Genomic DNA, 21272 nt, shown 5'->3' on the forward strand with positions numbered 1-21272 from the left:
GACAAAGATCGGGTCGTTGTCGGACTGTTCGGTGTTCCCTATGCCTTGACCACCGCGGGACCGAGCAGTCGGCGCGCGTCGCGTTCGGGATTCACCGTGATCAGCGCGATCACCGCCGCGACGGCCGCGATCATGCCGAACACCTGGAATGACGTGGCGTAGCCCTCGGCGGGCGAACTCGACGCATCCACGATCACCCCAGTCAGGTACGGCGCCACCAGTCCCCCCAGCGACATCAGCGCGAGGAACACGCCGAGCGCGCCCGCCAGTTGCGCGGGCGGGCAGATCTCCGAGATGGCCGCGTTCAGGAGGGGGAAGATCATGGAACCGATCCCGTAGCCCAGGGACACCACCACGACCACGAGCACCGGGGCGCCGATCACCGGCAGCATCACCAGGGCAAGTCCACAGAACAGCAGGCCGGCACCGGGCAGTACACCCCGCGCCGCCCGGGAACTGGAGCCACGCGCGAGCAGCTTGTCGCTGATGTATGACGACACCATCAACGAGACCAGCGAGACGATGCTGGGCAGCGCGAACATGGTGCCCGCCTGCACCCTGCTGTAGCCGAGCCCGACCTCGAAATAGGACGGCAGCCATGTGAGGACGACGGTCACCAGTGCGTACATGGCGAACATCGCCGCCGCGCCACCCAGGAACGTGGGCGTCCTGAAGATCTTGCCCCAGGGCACCTTCGGCTGCTCCGCGTCCGTGACCGCAGCGCTCGACTGCGGGCCGTTCGCGTACGGGCCTTCCTTCCACATCGCCAGCCACAGTCCGCACCAGGCCACGCCGATCACGGCCAGGATGACGAAGGCGTATCGCCAGCCCCAGGTGGCTATGACGAGCGCGAGAACCGGTGCGACAGCGATCTTGGCGATGGACGAACCGGCGGTGATCCAGGCACCGGGAAGGCCGCGCTTCTCCGGCGGGTGCCACGAGTAGACGGCGGTGTAAGCCAACGCCGACGTCGGCCCTTCGGCGAGGCCCAGCACGAGCCTGCTCACCAGCAGGACCGCGAAGCTCGCTACCGCGACGATCGGCAACATGGTCGCCGCCCACACCAGGCACAGCAGGACCAGGGCCCAACGCATGGTCATCAACTTGCTGAGCGGGCCCGCGAAGAAGCCGCCGATGGTGAACGTCAGGAAGAAACCACTGCCCACCAACCCGATTTGCGAAGCCGACAGACCGAACTCCTTGGCAAGTGGCTGGGCCACCAACCCGAGGATCGCCTTGTCACTCCAGTTGACAATGTACATGACGATCACAATGCCGGTCAGGCTCCATGCCTGCACCCGCGACTCTTTTCGTCCGCCCACTTCAGGTCTACGGGAGGCTTTCAGGTTTGTCGAAGTCACTTCATTGTCCTTTCGACTTGTCTACCTGATTGGACGAGACGCAGATCACACTGTCAAAGACAGATCGCTGAACACGGGGATAGGCAGCTCCTATGAGGGCAACTCGGCCGCCGCCAGAGGGTCATGGTTCAGCCGAAGCCGACAAGGCTCCCGCAGACGCCTCGGGACGGGACGACCGGCTATGCCTCCAGCGATCCACGTCGGTGCCCCGGGAGCAGCGGCCTGTACGCCGGCGCTGAACGGTCTCTTGTGGGTTGCGTCCTGAGAAGTGGTGCACGGGTCCCATCTGATCCGGGGGTTAGCTCCGGCTTCGGGGTGACGCCCGCATAGAAAAACGGCCACCGGCTGATCTTTCGAAATGTCGAAGTCACGAAGGAGATCAGCACGATGACCGCACCTGACAATGCGCCCCTGCACGCCCTCGCCGAAGACAATCTCGCCGCGGCGAGTCCCGACCTGCTGCGCGCGATGGTCAAAACGTTCGCCGACGCACTGATGTCCGCGGAGGCCGACGCCCTGTGCAGCGCCGGATACGGGCAGGTCAGCGACGAGCGGGTCAACCACCACAACGGCTACCGCCCGCGCGAGTGGGACACCCGGGCCGGGACATCGAGCTGGCCATCCCCAAGCCGCGACAGGGCAGTTACTCCCCGCACTGGCTCCTGGAGCGTCGCCGCCGAGCCACACGCACTCGTGGTTGACGGACAGCACCTCCGTGCCGTCGCTAATGCCGAGGGTCCTACGGAGCGCGGCGAGGACTGCGCCGGCCGGGCCGCAGCGGGTGCGGCCGTGGGGGCGATCGGCATCGTGAGCCAGCAGGAGGGGATCTCTCCCCGCAGAGGCTTTCGCTCCTGTTGCCGGCTTCTCGTCCGTCGGCACCGGCCGGGCAGTGGCCGGCCCGTGCTCCGCGCTGGCGACACCTGGTGAGTCGGACACCGTCCGCGAACTGACCCCGGAGGGTCTGGCCACCAGCGATCCCGACAACGGACCGGCCTGGCGGTACCACCAAGTACCGTTGCTTTGTTAGCTGTTGGGAGGTACAGATACGGTTGTGACTCCGGATGTGAACCTTGGGGGACGCGTGTGCGGTCGGTCCGGGCTCGTTCGCGTCGCAGTCGCGGCGACAGGTCTCGGTGGCATCGCCGCGTTGCTGTTGTTCATGCCCGACCAGGCCCTCGCCTGGGCCGGGGCGGTCGTGATGGCTGCGGCAGTCGGGCTCGGGGAGCGGTCCTGGGACTCCATGAAGGAAGCGGTCAGGAGCCGCCGTGAAGCACGTGAACTGGAGACCGGGGAACCGTTCACCACGGACGTGAAGCTCAAGAACCTTGACTACATCATGTTCACCGAAGGCGACCGGAGCGAAGATGTTCCGGCCAGCGGTCACACAGTCCAATTGATCGTCACCGGAGCCCTGCCAAGGCCCGTTCTACTGACGGATCTCCGGGTGGAAGTGGTGGCGCGTTCCGATCAATTCGGGGTGCTGAACCGCCACGCGGGCGAGGTTCCCAGGCGCCGTTTCGATGTGCTCCTCGATACCCAGCCGCCGTGCGTGCGGACTCGTGGCGACAGCGACTTCCCCTACACGATCAAGGAACACGAGTCCGAGGCCTTCGACCTCATTTCGCAGTCCGTCCCCCGCCAATCTAGATGACACACCGTCAGCAACATCCGGCGCTGATCCAGCAGACGTACAGATAACCAGGATTGACGACAGGTGACGAGACGTCAAGAAATCCAGCACGGATCCAGGAGCGGGTATGCCGAGGGGGGCGGCCCCGGATGGGACCGACCTCTCCTGAAGTGCACATTTGCCAGATCGTCACGTCGACGCTACGGCGGCTTCTAAACGTTGAACCGGAACATCAGCGACTCGGCTACTACCTGCGGAAACCGCCCGCCACGGCACGCGATCCAGCAGCGGAACAGCATCGTCCGGCGTGCCTGTCCAGGACCACTGCATCACCCGTGCCGGCCGTCTACGTCACGGCCGAGCCAGGGCGCAGCGCGACCTGCACCACGCTGCGGCAGCGGTCCCACGGGGTGAGATTGGGCTGGCGCCGTCAGGGATTGCGTCGTGCGGGTCATTCCTCGGTGAGCTGCTGGGCGAGGCGTTCGGCGTTCAGGGCGCGGATCGCGGCGTCGACGGCGGCCCGGTCCGTAAGATCGGTGCCGCGGGCGGCCAGGGCGGCGGCGGTCTGCTTGGCCGGGCCCCAGGCGATGTGGTCGTCGAAGGCCGCCTCGAAGTCGGGGAGATGAGTGTCGACGGCGTCGGTGGCAGGGGTGATCCAGCGGTCCTCGACGCCTCGCTCGGTGAGTGCGAAGCGCACCCAGTCCTTGAGTACGTGGGGCAGCAGGCTGCGGTGTGCCTGGTCGAGGACGGCCTTTCGGGGCAGCCAGTCCGTGAGGAACAGCGCGATGTGGGCGGGGCTCCAGCACAGGGGGCCGGTGGTGATGTAGTTCTCGCCGTAGTCGAGGAAGAGCTGGGCCAGGGAACGGACCGTGGCCGCGTCCTCGCCGGGGGCGGTGGCGCGGCTCGCGGTGAACTCGGTGAGCAGGCGGTCGCGTTCCGTCTCGGGCAGCTCCTGATGGTCGGACCAGTCGGGCTGGTGGCCGCGGCAGCGCGACCATGCCAGAGCGCGCAGCGCCACGTAGTCCTCGTCGTCGTGGCGGGGCCAGGTCATGTCCGTGGTGCGCAGGGCCGATGCGAGGTCGGCGAGGGTGTCGGGGACGGGGTGCTCGGCGAGCGGCATGGGGACGTCCTCGTCGTCGTGCAGGTCCGTCCAGGCAGTGGCCGCGTCGGGAGCGAGGAGGGCGAGTTTGCTAACGAGGGTGCCGCCGGGTTCGGTGATCTGGGCCATGAGGGTGTGGGGCACGGGGCCGTCGTAGGCGAGGAACAGCACGCGTTCGCTGTCGTAGACGTCCACCGCCCGCCAGGCGCGTACCGGCCGGTGGTCACCGGCGCCGTGCCAGACGGGCGGGGGCTGGGTCTCGGCGAGGATGGTGACGGTGCTCGCCAGCATCGGCCGGCTCGCCTGGGGTGCGACCCGTGACAGGGCGGCGACGGCGGCAAGGCCGTGCGGGGAGGGGGTGGTGGAGGCGCGGCCGGTCACTTCCAGGCACAGCCGTTCCTCCGGTTCGCGTTCCCCGAGGGGGGCGGCGAGCCAGGCCTCCCCAAGCCAGTCGCTCGCCCACGCCTCGGCCTGCAGCACGTCGATACCGCCCCCGGTCATCCGGCGGGCATCGCGCATCATCCGGTCGGACAGGCGCAGGGGTGCCGGGGAACGGCGTACGGACTTCTTCGACGAGGACTTGCGGCGGCCACGGCTCTTCGGCATACCCGCCAGGCTGCCACATCCGGCCCGGGCGCCGGGACGCGCGGCATCGTCCGGCGAGGGACGGCCGGCGTGCCTCTGGTGAGCGTGACCCTTGGCCTGGGTTTGGCTGCCGTGCGGACGCTGTGATGGAGTCGGCGTACGTGGTCGGCGGCAGTGGCGGCGACCGCAGGGACAGGGAGGGGTGGCCAGGCATGGCTCGCGTGTTCGTCGCGGCTCCCGGTGAGCGGATCCAGGTGGCACAGCCACTCGCCTCGCCTCAGTGCGCGGGGTGGGTGCGGGGACTGCTGGACGGCGGCTGGGCCGCGGTGTTCATGCCCGGGGAGCCGGACCGGCTGGGGCGGCTGCATCTGTGGCAGCCGGCAGATGCCGCGGCGCCCGCCATGCCGCCTCCGGACGGTGTCGAGCCGGTACGCGTCGAGTTGGTGCTGCCGCACGGCCGTGCGGTGCGCCGCCGAAGCATCGCCTCGTACGCGGTCTCGCCCGCCGTGGCGGTGGCCGGGCTGCTCGGCGCCGCGCCCTCGCATCCGTCCGCCGCCGCCTGGGGGCAGGCCGCCCGTCTGGCGCTGGGGATGCTGGCCGAGGGACGGCTGTATCCGACGCTGAGCGATGCGGCGTACGACGCCTGGCGGATCGGCCCGTACGACGCCTCTTGGCGGCGGGCCGTCGACGAGCTGGCCGCCGCGTTCCCGCCGTATGCGCACTGCCTGCCGCTGCCCGGCACCTCGCCCCTGCGGATCGCCGAACCGGCCGCGTTGATCCGGGACTTCGCGGACGCCGTCGCCGACGCGCTGGCCCGCACCCCGGCCGCCCCGTTGGCGCTCGGACACCTCCCCTACGCCTGGCGGGAGACGCGCCCGGTCCCCACTCTGCGCACGTGGGCGGAGGAGACCGATGCTGCCCTGTCGGCCAGGGTCGCCGTCAGCCTGCGCGTCGAGCCGCCCGCCGGGAGGCGGCGGCGCTTTCGCGCGGTGGTGCAGCTGCACACCGCCGACGACCCCGCCCTGGTCGTCGAGGCCGCGGACCTGTGGGCCGATCCGGCCACCGTGGAGCGGCAGTTGGGGCCGCGCGTGGAGGCCGAGGCCCTGCTGGCGCTGCGCCGTGGTGCCCGCGCCTGGCCGCCGCTGGGGCGGCTGCTCGATCAGGCCGCGCCCGACCAGCTGCCGCTGGACGACGACGAGGCCCTCGACCTGCTCGGAGACGCCACCGACGCCCTCCGCGCCGCAGGCATCGATGTGCACTGGCCGCGCGAACTGGTCAAGGCGCTCACCGCGCGGGCCGAGATCGGGCAGCCGGGCGCCCCGGGGTCGGCCGCGCCCGCCCTCCTGGACACCGACACCCTGCTCGACTTCCGCTGGCGGATCGCGCTCGGCGACGAGCCGCTCACCGAGGCCGAGCTGGACGCTCTCGCCGAGGCGCGCCGCCCGCTGATCCGGCTGCGCGAGCAGTGGGTGATCGCCGACCCGAAACTGGTCGCCCGCGCCCGGCGCCACCGCATGGAGCCCCTCTCCCCGATGGAGGCGCTCACCACCGCCCTGACCGGCGAGGCACAGGTCGACGGCGAGACCGTCCCCGTCCAGGCCACCGGAGCCTTCGCCGCGCTCGTCGACCGCCTCCGCGACCCGCACACCAGTGAACCGGTGCCCCAGCCCGACGCGTTGAAGGCCACCCTGCGCGGCTACCAGCTGCGCGGTCTGGCCTGGCTGGCCGACATGTGCGAACTCGGCCTCGGCGGCTGCCTCGCCGACGACATGGGCCTCGGCAAGACCATCACCCTGCTCGCCCTCCACCTGCACCGCCAGCAGCACCCCGCCACCGCCGGCCCCACCCTGGTGGTCTGCCCCACCTCGCTCCTCGGCAACTGGGAGCGCGAGGCCGCCCGGTTCGCCCCCGACACCCCGGTACGCCGCTTCCACGGCAGCGACCGCCATCTCGACGGCCTGGCACGCGGTGAGATCGTCCTGGTCACCTACGGCGTACTGCGCCGCGACCGCAAACAGCTCGCCGGCATCGGCTGGGGCCTGGTCGCAGCCGACGAGGCACAGCACGCCAAGAACCCCTACAGCGCCACCGCCCGCGAGCTGCGCGCCCTGCCCGCCCGGGCCCGCGTCGCGCTGACAGGCACCCCGGTCGAGAACAACCTCTCCGAACTCTGGGCGATCCTCGACTGGACCACCCCAGGCCTGCTCGGCCCGCTGGCCGCCTTCCGTGACCGGCACGCCCGCCGGGTCGAGGCCGGCGAGGACCCCGAAGCCGCCGAGCGCCTTGCCCGCCTGGTGCGCCCCTTCCTGCTGCGCCGCCACAAGTCCGACCCCGGCATCGCCCCCGAGCTGCCGGCCAAGACCGAGACCGACCGCGTGGTACCCCTGTCGACGGAGCAGGCCAGCCTGTACGAGGCCGTGGTGCGCGAGACCATGGACGCGATCCGAGCCAGCGAGGGCATCGCGCGGCGCGGACTCGTACTCAAACTCCTCACCGCGCTCAAGCAGATCTGCAACCACCCCGCCCAGTACCTGCGCCAGTCCGGCCCCCTGGACTCCGGCCGCTCCGGCAAGCTGGAACTGCTCGACGAACTGCTGGCCACCATCACCGCCGAGGGCGAGTCCGTCCTGGTCTTCACCCAGTACGTGGCGATGGCACGGCTCCTCGAACAACACCTGGCCGAACAGGACGTCGCGCCGCTCTTCCTGCACGGCGGCACGCCGGTGGCCCGCCGCGAGGAGATGGTCGCCGCTTTCCAGGCCGGCAAGGCACCCGTGTTCCTGCTGTCCCTCAAAGCCGCTGGGACCGGCCTCAACCTCACCCGTGCCACCCATGTCGTGCACTACGACCGCTGGTGGAACCCGGCCGTCGAGGACCAGGCCACCGACCGCGCCTACCGCATCGGCCAGGACCGTCCCGTCCAAGTGCACCGCCTGATCGCCGAGGGAACCGTGGAGGACAAGGTGGCAAGGCTCCTGGAGTCCAAACGGGCCCTGGCCGCGTCCGTCATCGGCGCCGGCGAGGCGGCCCTGACCGAACTCGGCGACGACGAACTCGCCGAACTCGTCGCCCTGGCCGGGCAGTCATGAGCCCGGCCGCGCGCCGCGCCCCCGCCCGCGGCAGGCGTGCCTTTGCCGCAACCTGGTGGGGCCAGGCATGGGTCGGCGCCCTGGAGGACTCCACCCTCGACGCCGGCCGCCTCTCCCGGGGCCGCACCTATGCCCGCCAGGGCATGGTCGGCGAGGTCACCGTCTCCCCCGGCACCGTCAAGGCCCCCGTCCAAGGCAGCCGCCCACGCCCGTATCGCACCACGGTCCGCGTCCCCACCCTCACCGGCGACCAGTGGGACACTCTCCTCGACACGATCGCCGCCCGCGCCGGGCACGCGGCCGCCCTGCTCGACGGCGAAATGCCCCAAGGCCTCGTCGACGACGCCCGCGCGGCCGGTGTCCCCCTGCTGCCCCTGGCCACCGAACTCGACCCCGACTGCTCCTGCCCCGACTGGGGCTACCCCTGCAAGCACGCCGCCGCCCTGTGCTACGCCATCGCCGCCAGCATCGACGCCGACCCCTTCGTCCTGTTCACCCTGCGCGGCCGTACAAAGGACCAGGTCTTCGCCGAACTACGACGCCGCCGCACCCCCCAGGCCGTGCCCGACAACGCACCCCCTGTCCAGACGGGCGTTCCCGCGGCCGCCGCGTACGCCCGCTGGAGCGCCGAGCGCCCCCCGCTGCCCGAACCGCCCCGCCACTCCCCGGGCCGCACCCTCACCCTCGCGGCGGACCCCCCACCGGCCGTCGGCCCGTCCGCCGACAGCCTGCGCCGCCTCGCCACCGACACCGCCACCCGCGCCGCGCGCCTCCTGGCCGGCGACCCCACCTCCCTGCACCTCACCCAGCACCACGACGCTCTCCGCCTGGCCGCCACCCACGCAGACCTCCACTGGTTCCACGACCTCCAGACCGGCACCGGACTGCGCCCGAACGAATTCGCCCGCCTCGTACGCGCCTGGCGCCACGGCGGCCCCGCCGGCGTCAGCACCGCCGAACAGCCCCACACCCCCGACCCCGCCGCCATGGCTGCCGCCCGCACCGCACTCGCCCGCACCCTCGCCGAGATCTACGGCGACGGCGGCGCCGCGCCCCGAGTGCGTATCTGGCGCAACCGGCTGACCGTCGAGGCAACCGGCCTCCAACTCCGCCTCGGTCCCGACACCTGCTGGCACCCGTACGAGCAGAACTACGACGAGTGGTGGCCCTGTGGCCCCGCCCACCCCGACCCGACCCCCGCCCTCACCAGCGTCTGGGACAAACGCCGGTCACCCAGGCCATGAAGCCAACACCGGCATTGAATAAGTCCAGCTATAATAAGCGCACCTATTCGTATTGAGGTGCGCTGTGAACAAACCCGCAGAGATGTTCGACCGCGACTTCGAGTGGGCCGAGCTGACCCGCTTCGCCACCCTGCCCGGGCCGCGCGCCACGCTCGGCGTGGTCTCCGGGCGGCGCCGCCAGGGCAAGACCTTCCTCCTCGACGGGGTCACTCGTGCCACCGGCGGCTTCATGTTCACCGCCACCGAAACCACCGAGACCGACGCCCTGCGCCAGTTCGGCGAGGCCCTCGCCCGCTACCGCGACCAGCCCACCCCGTTCCGCTTCACCCACTGGGACGAGGCCGTCACCGAGCTCATGCGCATCGCCGACCGGGGCGGACCCACCACCGCGGTCATCGACGAGTTCCCGTTCCTTGCCAAGGCCTCCCCCGCCCTCCCCTCGATCATCCAGCGCGCCCTCGACCCTGCCGCCCAGCACACCAACACCCCCGTACGACTCCTCCTGTGCGGCTCCGCCCTGTCCTTCATGGGCCGACTCCTCGCCGGCAACGCCCCGCTGCGCGGCCGGGCCGGCCTCGAACTCGTTGTCCCCACCCTGGACTTCCGCCTCGCCGCCGAGTTCTGGGAGATCATCGACCCCCGCACCGCCCTGCTCACCAACGCCATCGTCGGCGGCACCCCCGCCTACCGCCGTGAGTTCACCCAGGGCGACACCCCCAGCGGACCCGACGACTTCGACGCCTGGGTCACCCGCGCCGTCCTCAACCCCGCCCGCCCGCTCTTCCGCGAAGCCCGCTACCTGCTCGCCGAGGAACCCGAACTCCACGACACCGCGCTCTACCACTCGGTCATGGCCGCCATCGCCGCCGGAAACGCTTCGCGCGGCGGCATCGCCGACTACCTCGGACGCAAATCCACCGACCTCGCCCACCCGCTCAGCGTCCTCCAGGACGTCGGCATGATCACCCACGAAGCCGACGCCTTCCGCCGCAACCGCTCCGCCTATCGCATCGCCGAACCACTCCTCACCTTCTACCACGCGGTCATGCGGCCCGCCTGGGGCGACCTCGAGCGCCCTGGACGCGCCCCCGCCGTATGGCGCCGCGCCCAGTCCACCTTCCGCAGCAAGGTCGTCGGCCCGCACTTCGAACAGGTCTGCCGGGAATGGGCCCGCTGGCACGCGGCCCCCGCAACCCATGGCGGGCAAGCCACCCGGGTCGCGAGCGGTACCGTCAACGACCCCGCCGCAAAGACCAGCCACGAAGTCGACGTCGCGGTCCACGGCGAGACCGACAACGGCCGCGAAGCGCTGCTCTCCATCGGTGAAGCCAAATGGAACGACGTCATGGGGATGGGGCACCTGCAACGCCTCCAGCACATCCGCGCCCTCCTCATCGCGCGCGGCACCGCCATCGACGCCACCCGGTTGCAGTGCTACAGCGGCTCGGGCTTCACCGACGAACTACGCCACCTCGCCGAAAACGACCCCGGAATTCAGTTGATCGACCCGAACCGCTTGTACCACGGCGAGTAAGAGCCGATGCCCGCGTCTTTGAGGCCCTTGGTGAAGTGATGGCCGTATGTCGTGGCCGTCGGCATGATGCCCTTGCCCCGCTCGCGTGGTGCGAAGAACACATCCACCCCGCCCACCGTCACCGCGCCCCACTGCCGTGGCGTCGATCTCGGCTGCGAGGACGGGACAAAGGTAGGGCCAAGTTCTACGACCGCAGCAAAGGCCATGGAGGGCTGGAGACACGCGTGGTGCAGGTCCTCACCGTCCGCCGAGCTCGGCGGCGACTCCCGCAAGCCGCCCAGGTTGCAAAGATCGTCCGCCACCGGACCGGCACGAATACCCGCAAACGCAGCCGCGAGATGGTCTGCATCCTCACCGACCTGACCAGCCGCCAGGCCTCCCCCGAACGCCTCGCGAAGATCGTCCGCTCGCAGTGGACCATCGAGAACCGGCTCCACTTCGTCCGCGACACCACCTTCGCCGAGGACGCCTCCAAGGTCCGCACCGGCCACGGGCCGGACAACATGGCCGCGCTCCGCAGCTTCACGATCAGCCTGCTGCGAGCATCGGGCCACACGAACATCGCGGCCGGCCTCCGTGAGATGTCCTACGACTGTTTCCGCAGCCCGCTGGACCTCCTCGGCCTCGCCTGAGCTGCCCAGTCCAAGATCGAAGGACTTTGCAACAGCCCTGGTCTACGCCCACGTCCGACTCCGCCTCCGCCTCCGCGGCCAAGCCATCGACACCCTCAACAACGCCCTCAAACCGACCGGCAACGACCCTGACGCCCCACCCGCAGCCGTGCGCTGACGTTGCCGTCAAACACCCCAGAAATCGGGAGCGGCCACCATTCGTTGCTACTGACTTCGGTGTCGCGGGGTCGGTACGACACTCCACGGGGCGTGGTCCCGTCCCCGGGTTCTGACGGTGCGGGGCCGGAGGCCGTCGCGTCTGACGGCCCCCGGTTCGGGCGATCGGCTGCGAGTGGCGGTGAAGTCGCCGTTGCCGTGTGCGTCGCTGCTGCCCGTACGGGCAGCGGGGTCGTGCTGCTACTCGGCGTAGGTCTCGAACTCGGCGACCCGTGGTGTGCCGGTCGAGCCGGTGATCTTGAAGGTGATCTTGTTCAGTGAGGTCTGGGGGAAGGTGATGACGCCTGCCCCGCTGCCGGAAGTCAGGACGGCGCCGGTGTCGGCGTTGACGACCTGCCAGGATCCGATGGTGCCTTCGGAACCCGACGCCTCCCGGATGTTGATCCTGGACACGGAGGTGGCGGAGCCCCACTTGACCGAGACGGAACCGGTCGAGCCGGCCGGCGACCAGTAGGTGCTCATGTCACCGTCCCGCACATTGCCGTAGCTCGTCCCGTCGGCCTTGCTGGAGCCGTCGGAGCCGGCTCCGATGCTGAGGTTGGTCCCGCTGGGCTGGGTCGATGTCGCGGTGGCGGTCGGCGTCGAGGTGGGTGTCGAGGTAGCGGTCGGCGTCGCGGTGGGCGTCGAGGTAGCGGTGGGCGTCGGCGTCTGCGGCGAGCAGTTGCCGTCCGACACCTGCAGACCCGTGCCGGCGCCTGCCGTCCGGCTCACGACGTCGGGCACGCAACCGGCGTCGTCGAGGCTGTAGGAGTAGGGGATGCTGACCGAGGTGTTGGACTCCGGGTCGGGGCCGGCCGGGTTGTACTCGCTACTGGGGCTGGACCACGTCACGTTGTCGAAGATGTTGCCGCTGACCTGCCAGTAGCCGGCCGCGTCGGTGTAGAAGGTGCCCAGGACGTCCTTGGAGTCCTCGAAGTAGTTGTTGTCCACCTTGGCTCTGGCTCCGGCTCGGGAGTTGATGCCGGACTCGTTGAGGCTCACGTAGTGGTTGTTGTAGATGTGGGCCGTGCCGCCCCGCAGAAGCGGCGCACGGGAGTCGATGTTCTCGTACAGGTTGTGGTGGTACGTGATGAAGCTGTTCGTCAGGTCGCTCTCGCTGGATCCGACGAGGCCACCGCGGCCGGAGTTGCGCAGAGTGCTGTAGGACAGGGTCACATACTGGGTGTTGTCCTTCATGTCGAAGAGGCCGTCGTACCCCTCCGACTCCCCGCCCGACGCCTCCAGGGTCGTGTGATCGACCCAGACGTTGCGGACGTCGCTTTCCATGCCGATGGCGTCACCGCCGTTGGACGTGGGCGAGCCCGACTTCTTGACGTTCCGGACCGTCACGTTCTGGATGATGATGTTGCTTGCCTCGCGGATGTGGATGCCCAGCTGGTCGAAGACGGCGCCGCTGCCGACTCCGACGAGCGTGACGTTGCTGATCTGCTTGAGCTCGATCACATCGTCGGCCGTGTTGCAGCTGTCACCCGAGACCTTGCTGGTGTTGCCGTGGTTGATGGTCCCCTCGACCTCGATGGTGATCGGAGTGCTGCTGCTGGCCCGACCGCACAGCGCCGCGTGTATCTCCGTTCCCGTGGTGGCCCGCACGGTTTCCCCGCCCGCACCTCCGGTGGTCCCGCCGTTCTGGGTCGCGTAGCCGGTGGCGCTGCCGGTGGCCGCCGAAGCCTCGGGCATCGTCAGAACGGCGCCGGTCACGGCCGCCAGGCCCATCGCGGCCAGCGCCGCATACAGCCTCAGTGCGACTGGTCTTCTCATCCGCGTCTCCCCAATTCGTCGTTGAATTCCGGGTCTTGCCGCTTCAGGCCGTAGTCGCCCCGGGGGACGCCGAGGTTGCCGACCCGTCGCAGGCAATTTCGCCGGTCTGCTCCGAACAGCGCCGGAGACTCTGCCCAAGGACCCCTCTCCCCCCGAACCGCCGCTCACTGTCAGTGGCGCCCCGTAGCGTTCGCGTCATGAACCAGGGGCGGGGGCAAACGACAGACGACGACGGTTCGCACCGCGGGAACCGCGGTGCGGCGCGCTGGGGTCGGGAGCGGGTACGCGCGGCGCTCGGGCTGGCGGTGTGGGAGATCGAACTCGCGGCCGCGGCAGGCTTGTTGGAGCGCGACGATGACCGCCGGTTCGACCCGGAGGAGGTGGCGAGGGCGGCAGCGGACCTGGACGCGTTCCGGGCGCGCCTGGCGTGCGAGCACCGGTTGAACGCGTCGGAGGCGGCCCGTCGCCTGGGCATCTCGGCCGCACGGTGGCGCCGGGTCGTGGCGCAGACGGGACTTGCGCCGGTGGCCGAGGAGCAGGTGCGCAAGTACGGCAGGGTGCTGACCGTGCGCTACTACCGGGCGGCCGATGTCGACGGCCTCGCCGACCATGTCACCGCAGACCGGGTGCTTCGGGAGGTCGTGACCGCGGTGGGCCGCGCGGAGGCGGCCCGCAAGGCGGCCGTCACGCGCGCAAGGAACAAGGAGCGCGCCGAGCAGGCCCGCCACGAACTGGCTGCCGTGCGCGAGCAGACCGCACACGGCTCGCCCGTCGCCCTGGTGCGCTACGCCGCCGCGCTGGCGGCGCACCTGCCGCAGAGCCCAGAATTTCTGCGGAGGTTCACCGCGGACGAGGCGGTCGGCGCCCTGGCGGCCGTGGTAGAGGAATGTCGGCTGCGCCTCGAGGAGCGCTCGGCACTGCTCGATGGGGTGCTGCCGCAGGCTCGCGAGGCGTGCGCCGAACTCGCCTGGCCTCCTCAGATCGAGCGGCGCAGCGGCGTCGACGGGGTCGTGTTCGTGGGCCGGATCGACATGGTCGGCGGCTGCATGGCGCGGGCCGAGCTGGAGGAGTTGCTTGCCGCGCCCCCGGCGTGGCTGGCTCAGGCCCGTGCGGCAGCAGCGGCCGCAGAGGCGGCGGATGCGGCGCACCGGGCCCGGACCGCGGAGGAGCGTGCCGTGCTCGCGTCGGCCCAGGAAGCGACACGCCTCACCGACGAGGCGGTCGCCGAGCTGTTCGGCCTCCCGGTCGACGTCGCCGCCGCCCTGCGCCCGCGCCGCAGGGAGCGGTGGTGGCACCCCCAGCACGTGAGCAACCTCCTCGCCGCACCACCACCCTGGCTGCGAAGCGAGGAGGCTGCCCGCGCCGAAGTCGCGCGGCGCGCGGCGCGGTCCGTACGAGCCCGGCAGGCGCGCGCGAACCGGCGGGCGAGCTGGCGCAGGACATGGGCCGAGCAGCTCGGCGTGCCGCTGGAACAGGTGCCGGAGAACTGCGGCAGACCGACCGCCAAGGCGGTGCGGGCGGCCCGTGCCAATCCGCCGAGCTGGGCCCGGCTGTGACCAGCCGGGGCACCGCGTCAGCCTGCGCGGCGCCGCAGGAGGCGAGTTCCAGCAGGTCGCCGATTTCTACGTGAAGTCCGGACTGCTCACCAGAAGGTCGACGCTTCCAAGAGCGTGGTCGAAGTTCTGCCTACTCACCGGCAAGCCACTCTGCCTGCCCGCCACCCGCAGCACGACCACGCACCGCGTCGAGGTACGCGACGGCGACGTGTACCTCTACCCCACCGTGACGGCGGACGCCCCGTGATCGAAACGCCCGTATCCATAGTGATCGTCGGCGGCGGGCTCGCCGGCTTCAGCGCCGCACGCTCCCTCAGGGATTCCGGCTACGACGGGCTCCTCACCCTCGTCGACCCCTCCCCCCTCCCCTACGACCGTCCCCCCTTGAGCAAAGGGTTTCTCCTGGGCGAAACGCAGGAGCAGGACCTGCTGCTCAGCCCGGCGCACTGGTACGACGACCACCATGTCCAGGTCGTCGCCGGAACAGTGGCGCGCCTCGACCGCCACACAGGGCGGGTCGTGCTCGCATCGGGCCGCGAGCTGCGTGCCGACCGTGTACTCCTGGCCACCGGAAGTCGCCCGCGAGTGCTCGACGTGCCAGGCGGAGACCTGCCGGGAATCCACCGCCTGCGCAGTCTCACCGACGCCCAGCGCCTCAGCCAGGACCTGGTACCGGGCCGCCACCTCGCAATCATCCGCGCCGGCCTCATCGGCGCCGAAGTCGCCTCCTCCGCCCGCCGCCTGGGCCTGGATGTCACACTGGTCGACCCCGTCCCCATCCCCCTCGTCCCCGCCCTCGGCCACGACCTCGCCGCACGCCTGCATCAACTGCACGAACAAGCAGGCGTGCGCACCATCACCGGCCATGTCGTCGGCATCACACGAACGGCACACCACCACACGATCGCCCTGTCCACCGGCCTTGCTCTGACCGCCGACAGCGTCCTCACCGCAGTCGGCGGCGTGCCCGAGACGGACCTCGCCCGGTCCGCAGGTGTGCACACCGACGGCGGGATCATCGTCAATGCCTGGCAGCAGACGTCGAACCCCGCCATCTACGCCGCAGGCGACTCGGCACGCCTGCGCAGTGCGGACGGCACACTGGCGCGGCGCACCGAGCCTGCCGGCCGCGAGCGGCCGAGCAGCCGGACCTCGGTGTGGCCCAGGCCTGGCAGTTCGGCACGGTAGCGGCCGGGGACGTCGAATGCGACGGACGGCGTGAGCGCACCGGAGAGGACGACATCACCGGCCGCGAGCGGGCGTCCGTGCCGGGCGCACTCGCGGGCCAGCCAGGTCACCGCCCGCACTGGGGAGCCGAACGCGGTGGCACCGATGCCGGAGGCCAGCGGGGTGCCGTCGCGGTCCAGGGACAGCGCCACCTCGGTCAAGTCCCGGCCGGTGAGCCCGTACGGAGTGGTGCCGAGGACCACGGCCGCCGCACCGGCGTTGTCGGCGGCCAGTTCGGCGAGGGCGGGGGTCGGTCGGCCTGAAGCGGCCGGCGCGATCCGAGAGTCGGTGATCTCCAGGGCCGGCAGCAGGAACGCGGTGGCCCGCAGCACGTCGATCACGGTGGTCGCCGGTCCGGGCAGGTCGTCGGTGAGGACGAACGCCACCGCTGCGGTGATACGGGGAGCGAGGAAGGCATCGCGGACCAGGGTGTCGGTGTCGGTGTGCACCATGTCGTCCAGCAGGGCGCCGAAGACGTGCCCGACTGGTCCTCCCGGAGCGGTGAGCCCATCGTGCCCGGTCGGACCGGTCGGACCGGTCCGCAGGGTGCGCCCGATGGAGCGGGCTCCGGCGTCCCGGCGTTCCGCGAGCAGCAGTGACTGCACCGCGTACCCCGCCTCCAGGTCGTCGGCGCCGATCAGCCCGGCGACCGAGGCGCAGGGGTGGCCGAGGCGTGCCGCGGCGGAGAGCTGGGCCGCGGCCTCGAGCACGCCGTCCGTGGCCGTCACCCGGGTCTGGTTCCTGATCTGCTGCATGCTGCTGCTCGTCTCGATCTCTTCGGACGGTGCCCCCGGCTCCGCGCCGGGGGCACCACTTGGGGGTCAGCGCGGGGTGCCGAGCCGTCCCCGGTGGAACAGGAGCGGCGCGCCCTCGGCGACCATGGCGCTGTGCACCGAGGCGATGACGACGGTGTGCGTGTGCACCTCGTACGTCGTTTCCACCTCGCACTCCAGCGCGGCCAGGGTGCCGTCCAGCAGCGGCACGCCCAGGGCGCCGGAGTGCCAGTCGACGCCGGTGAACTTGTCCGTGTCACGGCTCGCGAACCGCTGCGCCAGCGCCTCCTGTTCGGCCTGGAGGACGTTCAGCGCGAACCGCCCGGCCCTGGTCACCAGGCCGTGGGTGGTGCTCCCCCGGTTCAGACAGACCAACACGGTCGGCGGGTCCAGGGTGAGCGAGGTGAAGGCATTCACCGTCATACCGTGCGGTGCCGTGGTCACCGGGTCTTCCGTGGTGACCACGCAGACACCGGTGGCGAAGGCACCGGCCGCGTGGCGCAGGGCGGCGCCGTCCACCACGGGGTACTCGGTGGCCGTGGTGCCGGGTCGGCGAACGCTCCGGGTCATGGACGCGATCCCGCTCATACCAGTTCCTGCTGCGGCTTGCGGATGCCCATCTCGGCGAGCCGGGGCAGCACGGTCTTGGCGAAGTACGGCAGCTCGTCTGCGTAGTTGAAGAAGGCCAGAGTGAGCCCGGCGAAGCCCGCGTCGTGGAACTCCTTGATCCGCGCGGCGATCTGGTCCGGGGTACCGACCAGCGGTACCGAGCCGTGTCCGGCGGCGAAGCGCTTGCGGTAGGTGGTCAGCATCTCGGGGGTGAACGACTGGGCGTGCGCGCCCATCAGGTGCATGATGTTGTCCACCGCGTCCCAGTCGGCCTCCTCCTCGCCGTACCAGCGCAGGAAGTCCCGGGCCTCCTTCTCGGTCTCCCGGCACACCACATGGCTCATCGTGAACACGCCCATGTCCCGCTCGAACTCCTCCCTGGCCTGCCGCTTCATCTTGGAGACGATCTCCGCGCCGTCCTCAGGGCCGTCTACGACGGTGAAGCCGTAGTCGGCGTTACGGGCCGCGTAGCCCCGCCCCTGCCCCGAGGAGCCCGCGTTGAGCACCGGGAGCCGTCCGGCGACGGGCTTGGGCAGCGCTTCGGCGCCCTTGAGCTGGTAGAACTTCCCTTCGTGGTCGAAGGAGCCGTCCACCGTCCAGAGCTTCTCGATGACCTCCCACCACTCCTGGGCCTGGGCATAGCGGTCGTCGTGGCCGATGGGCAGCGAGGTGCCGAGCGCGTCGTACTCCGGCTTGTTCCAGCCGGCGACGATGTTGATGCCGGCCCGTCCGCCGCCGATGTGGTCGACGGTGGCGAGCTGCTTGGCCGTCACCACGGGGTGGTTGAAGGCTGTGTGCACGGTGGAGAACACGGTGATCCGCTCGGTCTTCGCGAGCAGTCCGGCCGCCCAGGCAACCGGTTCAAGCACGCCCTCGTGGAAGTTGGTGGTCCCCTTGTAGCCGATGAAACGGGCGATGGGCAGCAGGAAGTCGATTCCGACGGAGTCGGCGATCTGCGCCATACGGACGTTGTCCGCCCAGCTCGCCGACCAGCGTCCGGGCGCCTTGGTGACGGCCATGCCGCTGGAGCAGTTGGCGGAGAACAGACCGAGCTTGAAGCCGGTGTCCGTGAGGAGGGGGCGGTTCATGAGAGGAACTCCTTCGGGATCGAAAGGGCCAGGGAGGCGTGATCGAGGTGGTGGGTGCCGGACCGGCAGACGGCGACGAACTGGAGGGTGGCGGGCTTGCGGTCAGTCCTTGTTGTCCAGGGCGGCTACCGCCGGGGCCCAGCCGCCGAAGCGCCCTTCCGGAAGCACGGCCCGCAGTAGCGGGTAGAGAAGCCCAGTCAGGACCAGGGCGACGAGGAATCCGAGGTGGGTCACACCCGTCTTGGTGAGCGTGTAGGCGACGGTGGAGGCCGCCAACATGGCGAGGATCCCCGCCCAGTTGAAGTTCTCGACCCGGTCGGCGGGGGCCGGACGGCGGCGCCGCACCCAGAAGAAGTCGGTGATCACCAGGGTGCAGAGCGAGGTGGTGAGGATGCCGAGCACCCCGAGCCAGCTGTTGATCAGGTCGAGGATGTCGCCCTTGATGGCGAGCAGGCCGATCACATTGCCCGCGACCACCATCCAGAACCGCCCCGGGCTGCGCCGGGTGACGGCGTCGGACAGGTTGCTCAGCGCCAGCGACCCGGAATAGGTGTTGATCACCTGGGCCTTGGCCTGCGCCGCGTACATCACCACGAAGCCCAGCACCCCGGCCAGCACGATGAAGTAGCCGCCCACGTTGGAGTGGCTCATGAAGGCGAGCTTCTGCGCGGTGGTGTCGCCGGCCTGGGCGGCGGCCGCTCCGGCGTTCGCGGGGTCCTCGAGCCAGGCTGCGACGACCGAGTCACCGGCCATGAAGATCAGCGTTCCGATGATCACCACGACCAGGTTGACCACGATGGAACCGCCGATCGCCATGACCCCGACGTCCTTGCTGGTGCGGGCGTAGCGGCCGAAGTCGGCCCCGGTGAGCGCCAGCGCGCCGGCGATCCCGCCGATCGCGGCCAGCGCCGCCGTGACGTTGTCCGGGGAGGCGTGCTGCGGGGTGTAGCTCCAGATGTCGCCGAGGCCGACGGACGACTTGCTGATGGCTATCGCCGTGACCGCCAGGATGAGGACGACCGAGAGTACGGTCAGGACCGCGGAGGTGCGCTGCACCAGGTTCAGACCGAAGGTGGTCAGGACGATCCAGACCACGGTGAAAACGCCGTAGATGCAGATGGCGTTGAGGTCGGTGGGGCTCCAGCCGAACATCAGCAGCGTGCCGTAGTAGAGGAGCGCGTTCTCCAGGGCGAGGAAGCCCAGCACCATGAACGCGAAGACGACCGAGGCCAGGGCGGAGCCCCGGGCGCCCAGCCCGTAGAAGCGGCTGGTCACTGTGGAGGAGGTGCCGGCGACCTGGCAGACGTGCCCGATCGCCCAGCCGAGCCCGGCGCCGAAGACCGCGGCGATCACCCCGACGGCCAGGCCCCAGCGGGTGCCCGCGGTGTAGCTGACTCCCCCGCCGATGCCCAGGATGACCAGGGTGGTGCCGACGCCGGACGTGTTGAAGAGCAGCGACCAACCGCTCTTGCGCTGGTCGGCGGGGACCGGGACCAGCGCGTTGTCCTCGATGCGGGACCGTAGGTCTGGGGCGCGCCCGGCCGCGGGCCGGGCGGCCGGGGAACTGCTTGTGGACGGAACAGTTTCCTGCATGAACGGCTCCTGTCTTCCCGGACGCCCCGAGTCGGCACCGGGGGACGGACCGCCCGCTCCACCTCCGGCGGCGGGGACACGGCCGGAGTACCGGCGTCGTTGACGGCCGGGACAGGCGGACTGATGAATTGCCGGTCATCGTGGCAGCGCCGGACACACCGGACCAATGCCTATGGCGTACCGGGTATAGCCGGTTGGGCATAGCCCCTGAGCCGGGCGAGCCCGTCGGGCTCAGAGCTGGCGGGAGCGCTCAGGCATCTCTGCCGTGATCTCCTTGGCGACCGCCCGGAGCATCCCCACCAGCCGCAAGGCGCTCTCGCTCAGCCGCTGGTCGGCGCGCCAGGTGATCCCGATGCTCCGGGGCACCGAACCGAGCACGATCGGCAGGACGTCCAGCGCGTCGTCGCCGGCGGCGATGAGCGCGGGCAGGGGCGCCACCGCGTCGGTGGCGGTCAGGATGGCCCTGATGGTGAGGAGGGTGACGCACTCGATCAGGTTCTCCGGCGGCTCCAGGCCCCGCTCGGCGAACAGTTCGTCCAGCTCGTCCCTGAGCAGCGCGGGGCGGTTCGGCAGGATCCAGGGGTATCCGGTCAGCGCGTCCAGGGTCGGCATCGGCAGGTCGAGCGCCGGATGACCGCGGCGCACCACGATGCGGACCGGCTCGTCGTACAACCGCAGTTGCCGCAGCCCGGTGCTGGACTCCTCGGGGGCGAGTCGGCCCACCAGCAGGTCCACCTCGTTCCTGCGCAGTTGTTTAACCAGTTCGTCCGGTACGTCCTCGATCACCGTGACCATCGTCCTGGGGCGCTCCTCCTTGAGCCGGACCACCGCCCGGGGCAGCAGGTGGTAGGCGCCGGCCAGGTTGGTGCCGACCCGCACGGGCCGGTCGCCGACCCGCTGGATCTCCTCGATGTGCTCACCGACGGTGCGCAGGTTGCCCAGGATGGTGCGGGCGTGCTCGAGGACGAGTTCCCCGTAGACGGTGGGCTGTACGCCGCGCGGGCCCCGGTCGAAGAGCCGTACGCCCAGCACGTCCTCGGCCTCCCGCAGGCCCCGGGTGACCACGGGCTGGGTGACGTGCAGCGCCTGCGCGGCGCCCACCAACGAGCCCTGTTCCGCGATGGCGGAGACCAGGGTGAGGTGCCGGAGTTTGAACCGTCCGTCCAGCAGCCAGTCGATCCGTTTGCGCGGCGGGACCAGGGTCGGCGCAGGCGTCTTCTTCGGAGGGGTCATCCGGTTCACACACTTCCAGTTCGGTGCCGCACCGCCCGGAGAGAG

The 21272-nt window shown here is 70.5% G+C and carries 16 protein-coding genes and 2 pseudogenes; 9 read left to right on the top strand and 9 right to left on the bottom strand.

Annotated features, from left to right (window positions below; translation table 11 throughout):
• Nucleotides 1-38 precede the first annotated feature (38 nt).
• A complete protein-coding gene (locus ABT009_RS12150) occupies nt 39-1361 on the bottom strand; it encodes an MFS transporter (RefSeq protein ID WP_351292371.1) in 1323 nt (440 codons plus the stop codon).
• A gap of 387 nt (nt 1362-1748) precedes the next feature.
• Between ABT009_RS12150 and ABT009_RS12155 the strand changes: the two are divergent.
• Nucleotides 1749-2050, top strand: a pseudogene (locus ABT009_RS12155) (transposase); the annotation flags it as partial.
• A 470-nt stretch (nt 2051-2520) separates the two neighbouring features.
• Nucleotides 2521-3012: a hypothetical protein gene (locus ABT009_RS12160; protein ID WP_351292373.1), complete on the top strand. Its 492-nt coding sequence runs from the start codon at nt 2521-2523 to the stop codon at nt 3010-3012.
• Between the two features lie 430 nt (nt 3013-3442).
• On the opposite strand, the gene ABT009_RS12165 is transcribed toward ABT009_RS12160, so the two are convergent.
• Nucleotides 3443-4696 (bottom strand): hypothetical protein, encoded by a 1254-nt coding sequence (locus ABT009_RS12165; protein WP_351292375.1) that lies wholly within the window; start codon nt 4694-4696, stop codon nt 3443-3445.
• A gap of 191 nt (nt 4697-4887) precedes the next feature.
• On the opposite strand from ABT009_RS12165, the gene ABT009_RS12170 reads away from it, so the two are divergent.
• The 3 genes from ABT009_RS12170 (at nt 4888) to ABT009_RS12180 (ending at nt 10542) form a co-directional block, all read left to right on the top strand.
• Nucleotides 4888-7764, top strand: a complete 2877-nt coding sequence (locus tag ABT009_RS12170; protein ID WP_351292377.1) for an SCO1167/SCO6262 family helicase — start codon at nt 4888-4890, stop codon at nt 7762-7764.
• The gene (locus ABT009_RS12175; RefSeq protein ID WP_351292379.1) at nt 7761-9008 is read left to right on the top strand and encodes an SWIM zinc finger family protein; all 1248 of its coding nucleotides are present in this window, start codon (nt 7761-7763) and stop codon (nt 9006-9008) included. The genes ABT009_RS12170 and ABT009_RS12175 overlap by 4 nt, the downstream gene beginning before the upstream one ends.
• An 82-nt stretch (nt 9009-9090) precedes the next feature.
• A complete protein-coding gene (locus ABT009_RS12180; protein WP_502989866.1) occupies nt 9091-10542 on the top strand; it encodes an AAA family ATPase in 1452 nt (483 codons plus the stop codon).
• Here the strand turns inward: ABT009_RS12180 and ABT009_RS12185 are convergent.
• Nucleotides 10503-10649, bottom strand: coding sequence for a hypothetical protein (locus ABT009_RS12185; RefSeq protein ID WP_351293013.1), 147 nt, complete (start codon nt 10647-10649; stop codon nt 10503-10505). The two genes, ABT009_RS12180 and ABT009_RS12185, sit on opposite strands and share 40 nt — an antisense overlap.
• Here ABT009_RS12185 and ABT009_RS12190 point away from each other — a divergent pair.
• Nucleotides 10581-11174: an ISAs1 family transposase gene (locus ABT009_RS12190; protein WP_351292383.1), complete on the top strand. Its 594-nt coding sequence runs from the start codon at nt 10581-10583 to the stop codon at nt 11172-11174. The two genes, ABT009_RS12185 and ABT009_RS12190, sit on opposite strands and share 69 nt — an antisense overlap.
• Nucleotides 11175-11570: 396 nt before the next feature.
• Here ABT009_RS12190 and ABT009_RS12195 read toward each other — a convergent pair whose 3' ends face one another.
• Nucleotides 11571-13148, bottom strand: a complete 1578-nt coding sequence (locus ABT009_RS12195; protein ID WP_351292385.1) for a pectate lyase family protein — start codon at nt 13146-13148, stop codon at nt 11571-11573.
• A 197-nt stretch (nt 13149-13345) separates the two neighbouring features.
• Here ABT009_RS12195 and ABT009_RS12200 point away from each other — a divergent pair, with 197 nt between their 5' ends.
• From ABT009_RS12200 to ABT009_RS12210, 3 genes and pseudogenes are all read left to right on the top strand, one after another.
• The gene (locus ABT009_RS12200; protein ID WP_351292387.1) at nt 13346-14704 is read left to right on the top strand and encodes a hypothetical protein; all 1359 of its coding nucleotides are present in this window, start codon (nt 13346-13348) and stop codon (nt 14702-14704) included.
• The gene (locus tag ABT009_RS12205; RefSeq protein WP_351292389.1) at nt 14673-14951 is read left to right on the top strand and encodes a Rieske (2Fe-2S) protein; all 279 of its coding nucleotides are present in this window, start codon (nt 14673-14675) and stop codon (nt 14949-14951) included. Before ABT009_RS12200 ends, ABT009_RS12205 begins: the two co-directional genes overlap by 32 nt.
• Before the next feature lie 20 nt (nt 14952-14971).
• Nucleotides 14972-15727, top strand: a pseudogene (locus tag ABT009_RS12210) (NAD(P)/FAD-dependent oxidoreductase); the annotation flags it as partial.
• Nucleotides 15728-15759: 32 nt separating this feature from the next.
• Here ABT009_RS12210 and ABT009_RS12215 read toward each other — a convergent pair.
• The 5 genes from ABT009_RS12215 to ABT009_RS12235 form a co-directional block, all read right to left on the bottom strand.
• Complete coding sequence (locus tag ABT009_RS12215; RefSeq protein WP_351292391.1) at nt 15760-16686, bottom strand: 2-keto-4-pentenoate hydratase; 927 nt, start codon at nt 16684-16686, stop codon at nt 15760-15762.
• A gap of 66 nt (nt 16687-16752) precedes the next feature.
• Nucleotides 16753-17292: a flavin reductase family protein gene (locus ABT009_RS12220; RefSeq protein ID WP_351292393.1), complete on the bottom strand. Its 540-nt coding sequence runs from the start codon at nt 17290-17292 to the stop codon at nt 16753-16755.
• Nucleotides 17289-18401, bottom strand: a complete 1113-nt coding sequence (locus ABT009_RS12225) for an LLM class flavin-dependent oxidoreductase (RefSeq protein WP_351292395.1) — start codon at nt 18399-18401, stop codon at nt 17289-17291. Before ABT009_RS12225 ends, ABT009_RS12220 begins: the two co-directional genes overlap by 4 nt.
• Nucleotides 18402-18503: 102 nt before the next feature.
• Nucleotides 18504-19994: a purine-cytosine permease family protein gene (locus tag ABT009_RS12230; RefSeq protein ID WP_351292397.1), complete on the bottom strand. Its 1491-nt coding sequence runs from the start codon at nt 19992-19994 to the stop codon at nt 18504-18506.
• 231 nt (nt 19995-20225) lie between these two features.
• Nucleotides 20226-21227: a LysR substrate-binding domain-containing protein gene (locus tag ABT009_RS12235; protein ID WP_351292399.1), complete on the bottom strand. Its 1002-nt coding sequence runs from the start codon at nt 21225-21227 to the stop codon at nt 20226-20228.
• Nucleotides 21228-21272: the final 45 nt, after the last annotated feature.

Origin of the sequence: Streptomyces sp. NPDC002896 (assembly GCF_040295225.1) — a bacterium.
In the GTDB taxonomy this organism is placed as follows: Bacteria; Actinomycetota; Actinomycetes; order Streptomycetales; family Streptomycetaceae; genus Streptomyces.

Excerpts from the sequence above, each read along its gene's own strand:
- ABT009_RS12160 (WP_351292373.1), top strand. The coding sequence starts at position 2,521 with ATGCCCGACCAGGCCCTCGCCTGGGCCGGGGCGGTCGTGATGGCTGCG.
- ABT009_RS12165 (WP_351292375.1), bottom strand. The coding sequence starts at position 4,696 with ATGCCGAAGAGCCGTGGCCGCCGCAAGTCCTCGTCGAAGAAGTCCGTA.
- ABT009_RS12170 (WP_351292377.1), top strand. The coding sequence starts at position 4,888 with ATGGCTCGCGTGTTCGTCGCGGCTCCCGGTGAGCGGATCCAGGTGGCA.
- ABT009_RS12175 (WP_351292379.1), top strand. The coding sequence starts at position 7,761 with ATGAGCCCGGCCGCGCGCCGCGCCCCCGCCCGCGGCAGGCGTGCCTTT.
- ABT009_RS12180 (WP_502989866.1), top strand. The coding sequence starts at position 9,091 with ATGTTCGACCGCGACTTCGAGTGGGCCGAGCTGACCCGCTTCGCCACC.
- ABT009_RS12190 (WP_351292383.1), top strand. The coding sequence starts at position 10,581 with ATGGCCGTATGTCGTGGCCGTCGGCATGATGCCCTTGCCCCGCTCGCG.
- ABT009_RS12195 (WP_351292385.1), bottom strand. The coding sequence starts at position 13,148 with ATGAGAAGACCAGTCGCACTGAGGCTGTATGCGGCGCTGGCCGCGATG.
- ABT009_RS12200 (WP_351292387.1), top strand. The coding sequence starts at position 13,346 with ATGAACCAGGGGCGGGGGCAAACGACAGACGACGACGGTTCGCACCGC.
- ABT009_RS12215 (WP_351292391.1), bottom strand. The coding sequence starts at position 16,686 with ATGCAGCAGATCAGGAACCAGACCCGGGTGACGGCCACGGACGGCGTG.
- ABT009_RS12220 (WP_351292393.1), bottom strand. The coding sequence starts at position 17,292 with ATGAGCGGGATCGCGTCCATGACCCGGAGCGTTCGCCGACCCGGCACC.
- ABT009_RS12225 (WP_351292395.1), bottom strand. The coding sequence starts at position 18,401 with ATGAACCGCCCCCTCCTCACGGACACCGGCTTCAAGCTCGGTCTGTTC.
- ABT009_RS12230 (WP_351292397.1), bottom strand. The coding sequence starts at position 19,994 with ATGCAGGAAACTGTTCCGTCCACAAGCAGTTCCCCGGCCGCCCGGCCC.
- ABT009_RS12235 (WP_351292399.1), bottom strand. The coding sequence starts at position 21,227 with ATGACCCCTCCGAAGAAGACGCCTGCGCCGACCCTGGTCCCGCCGCGC.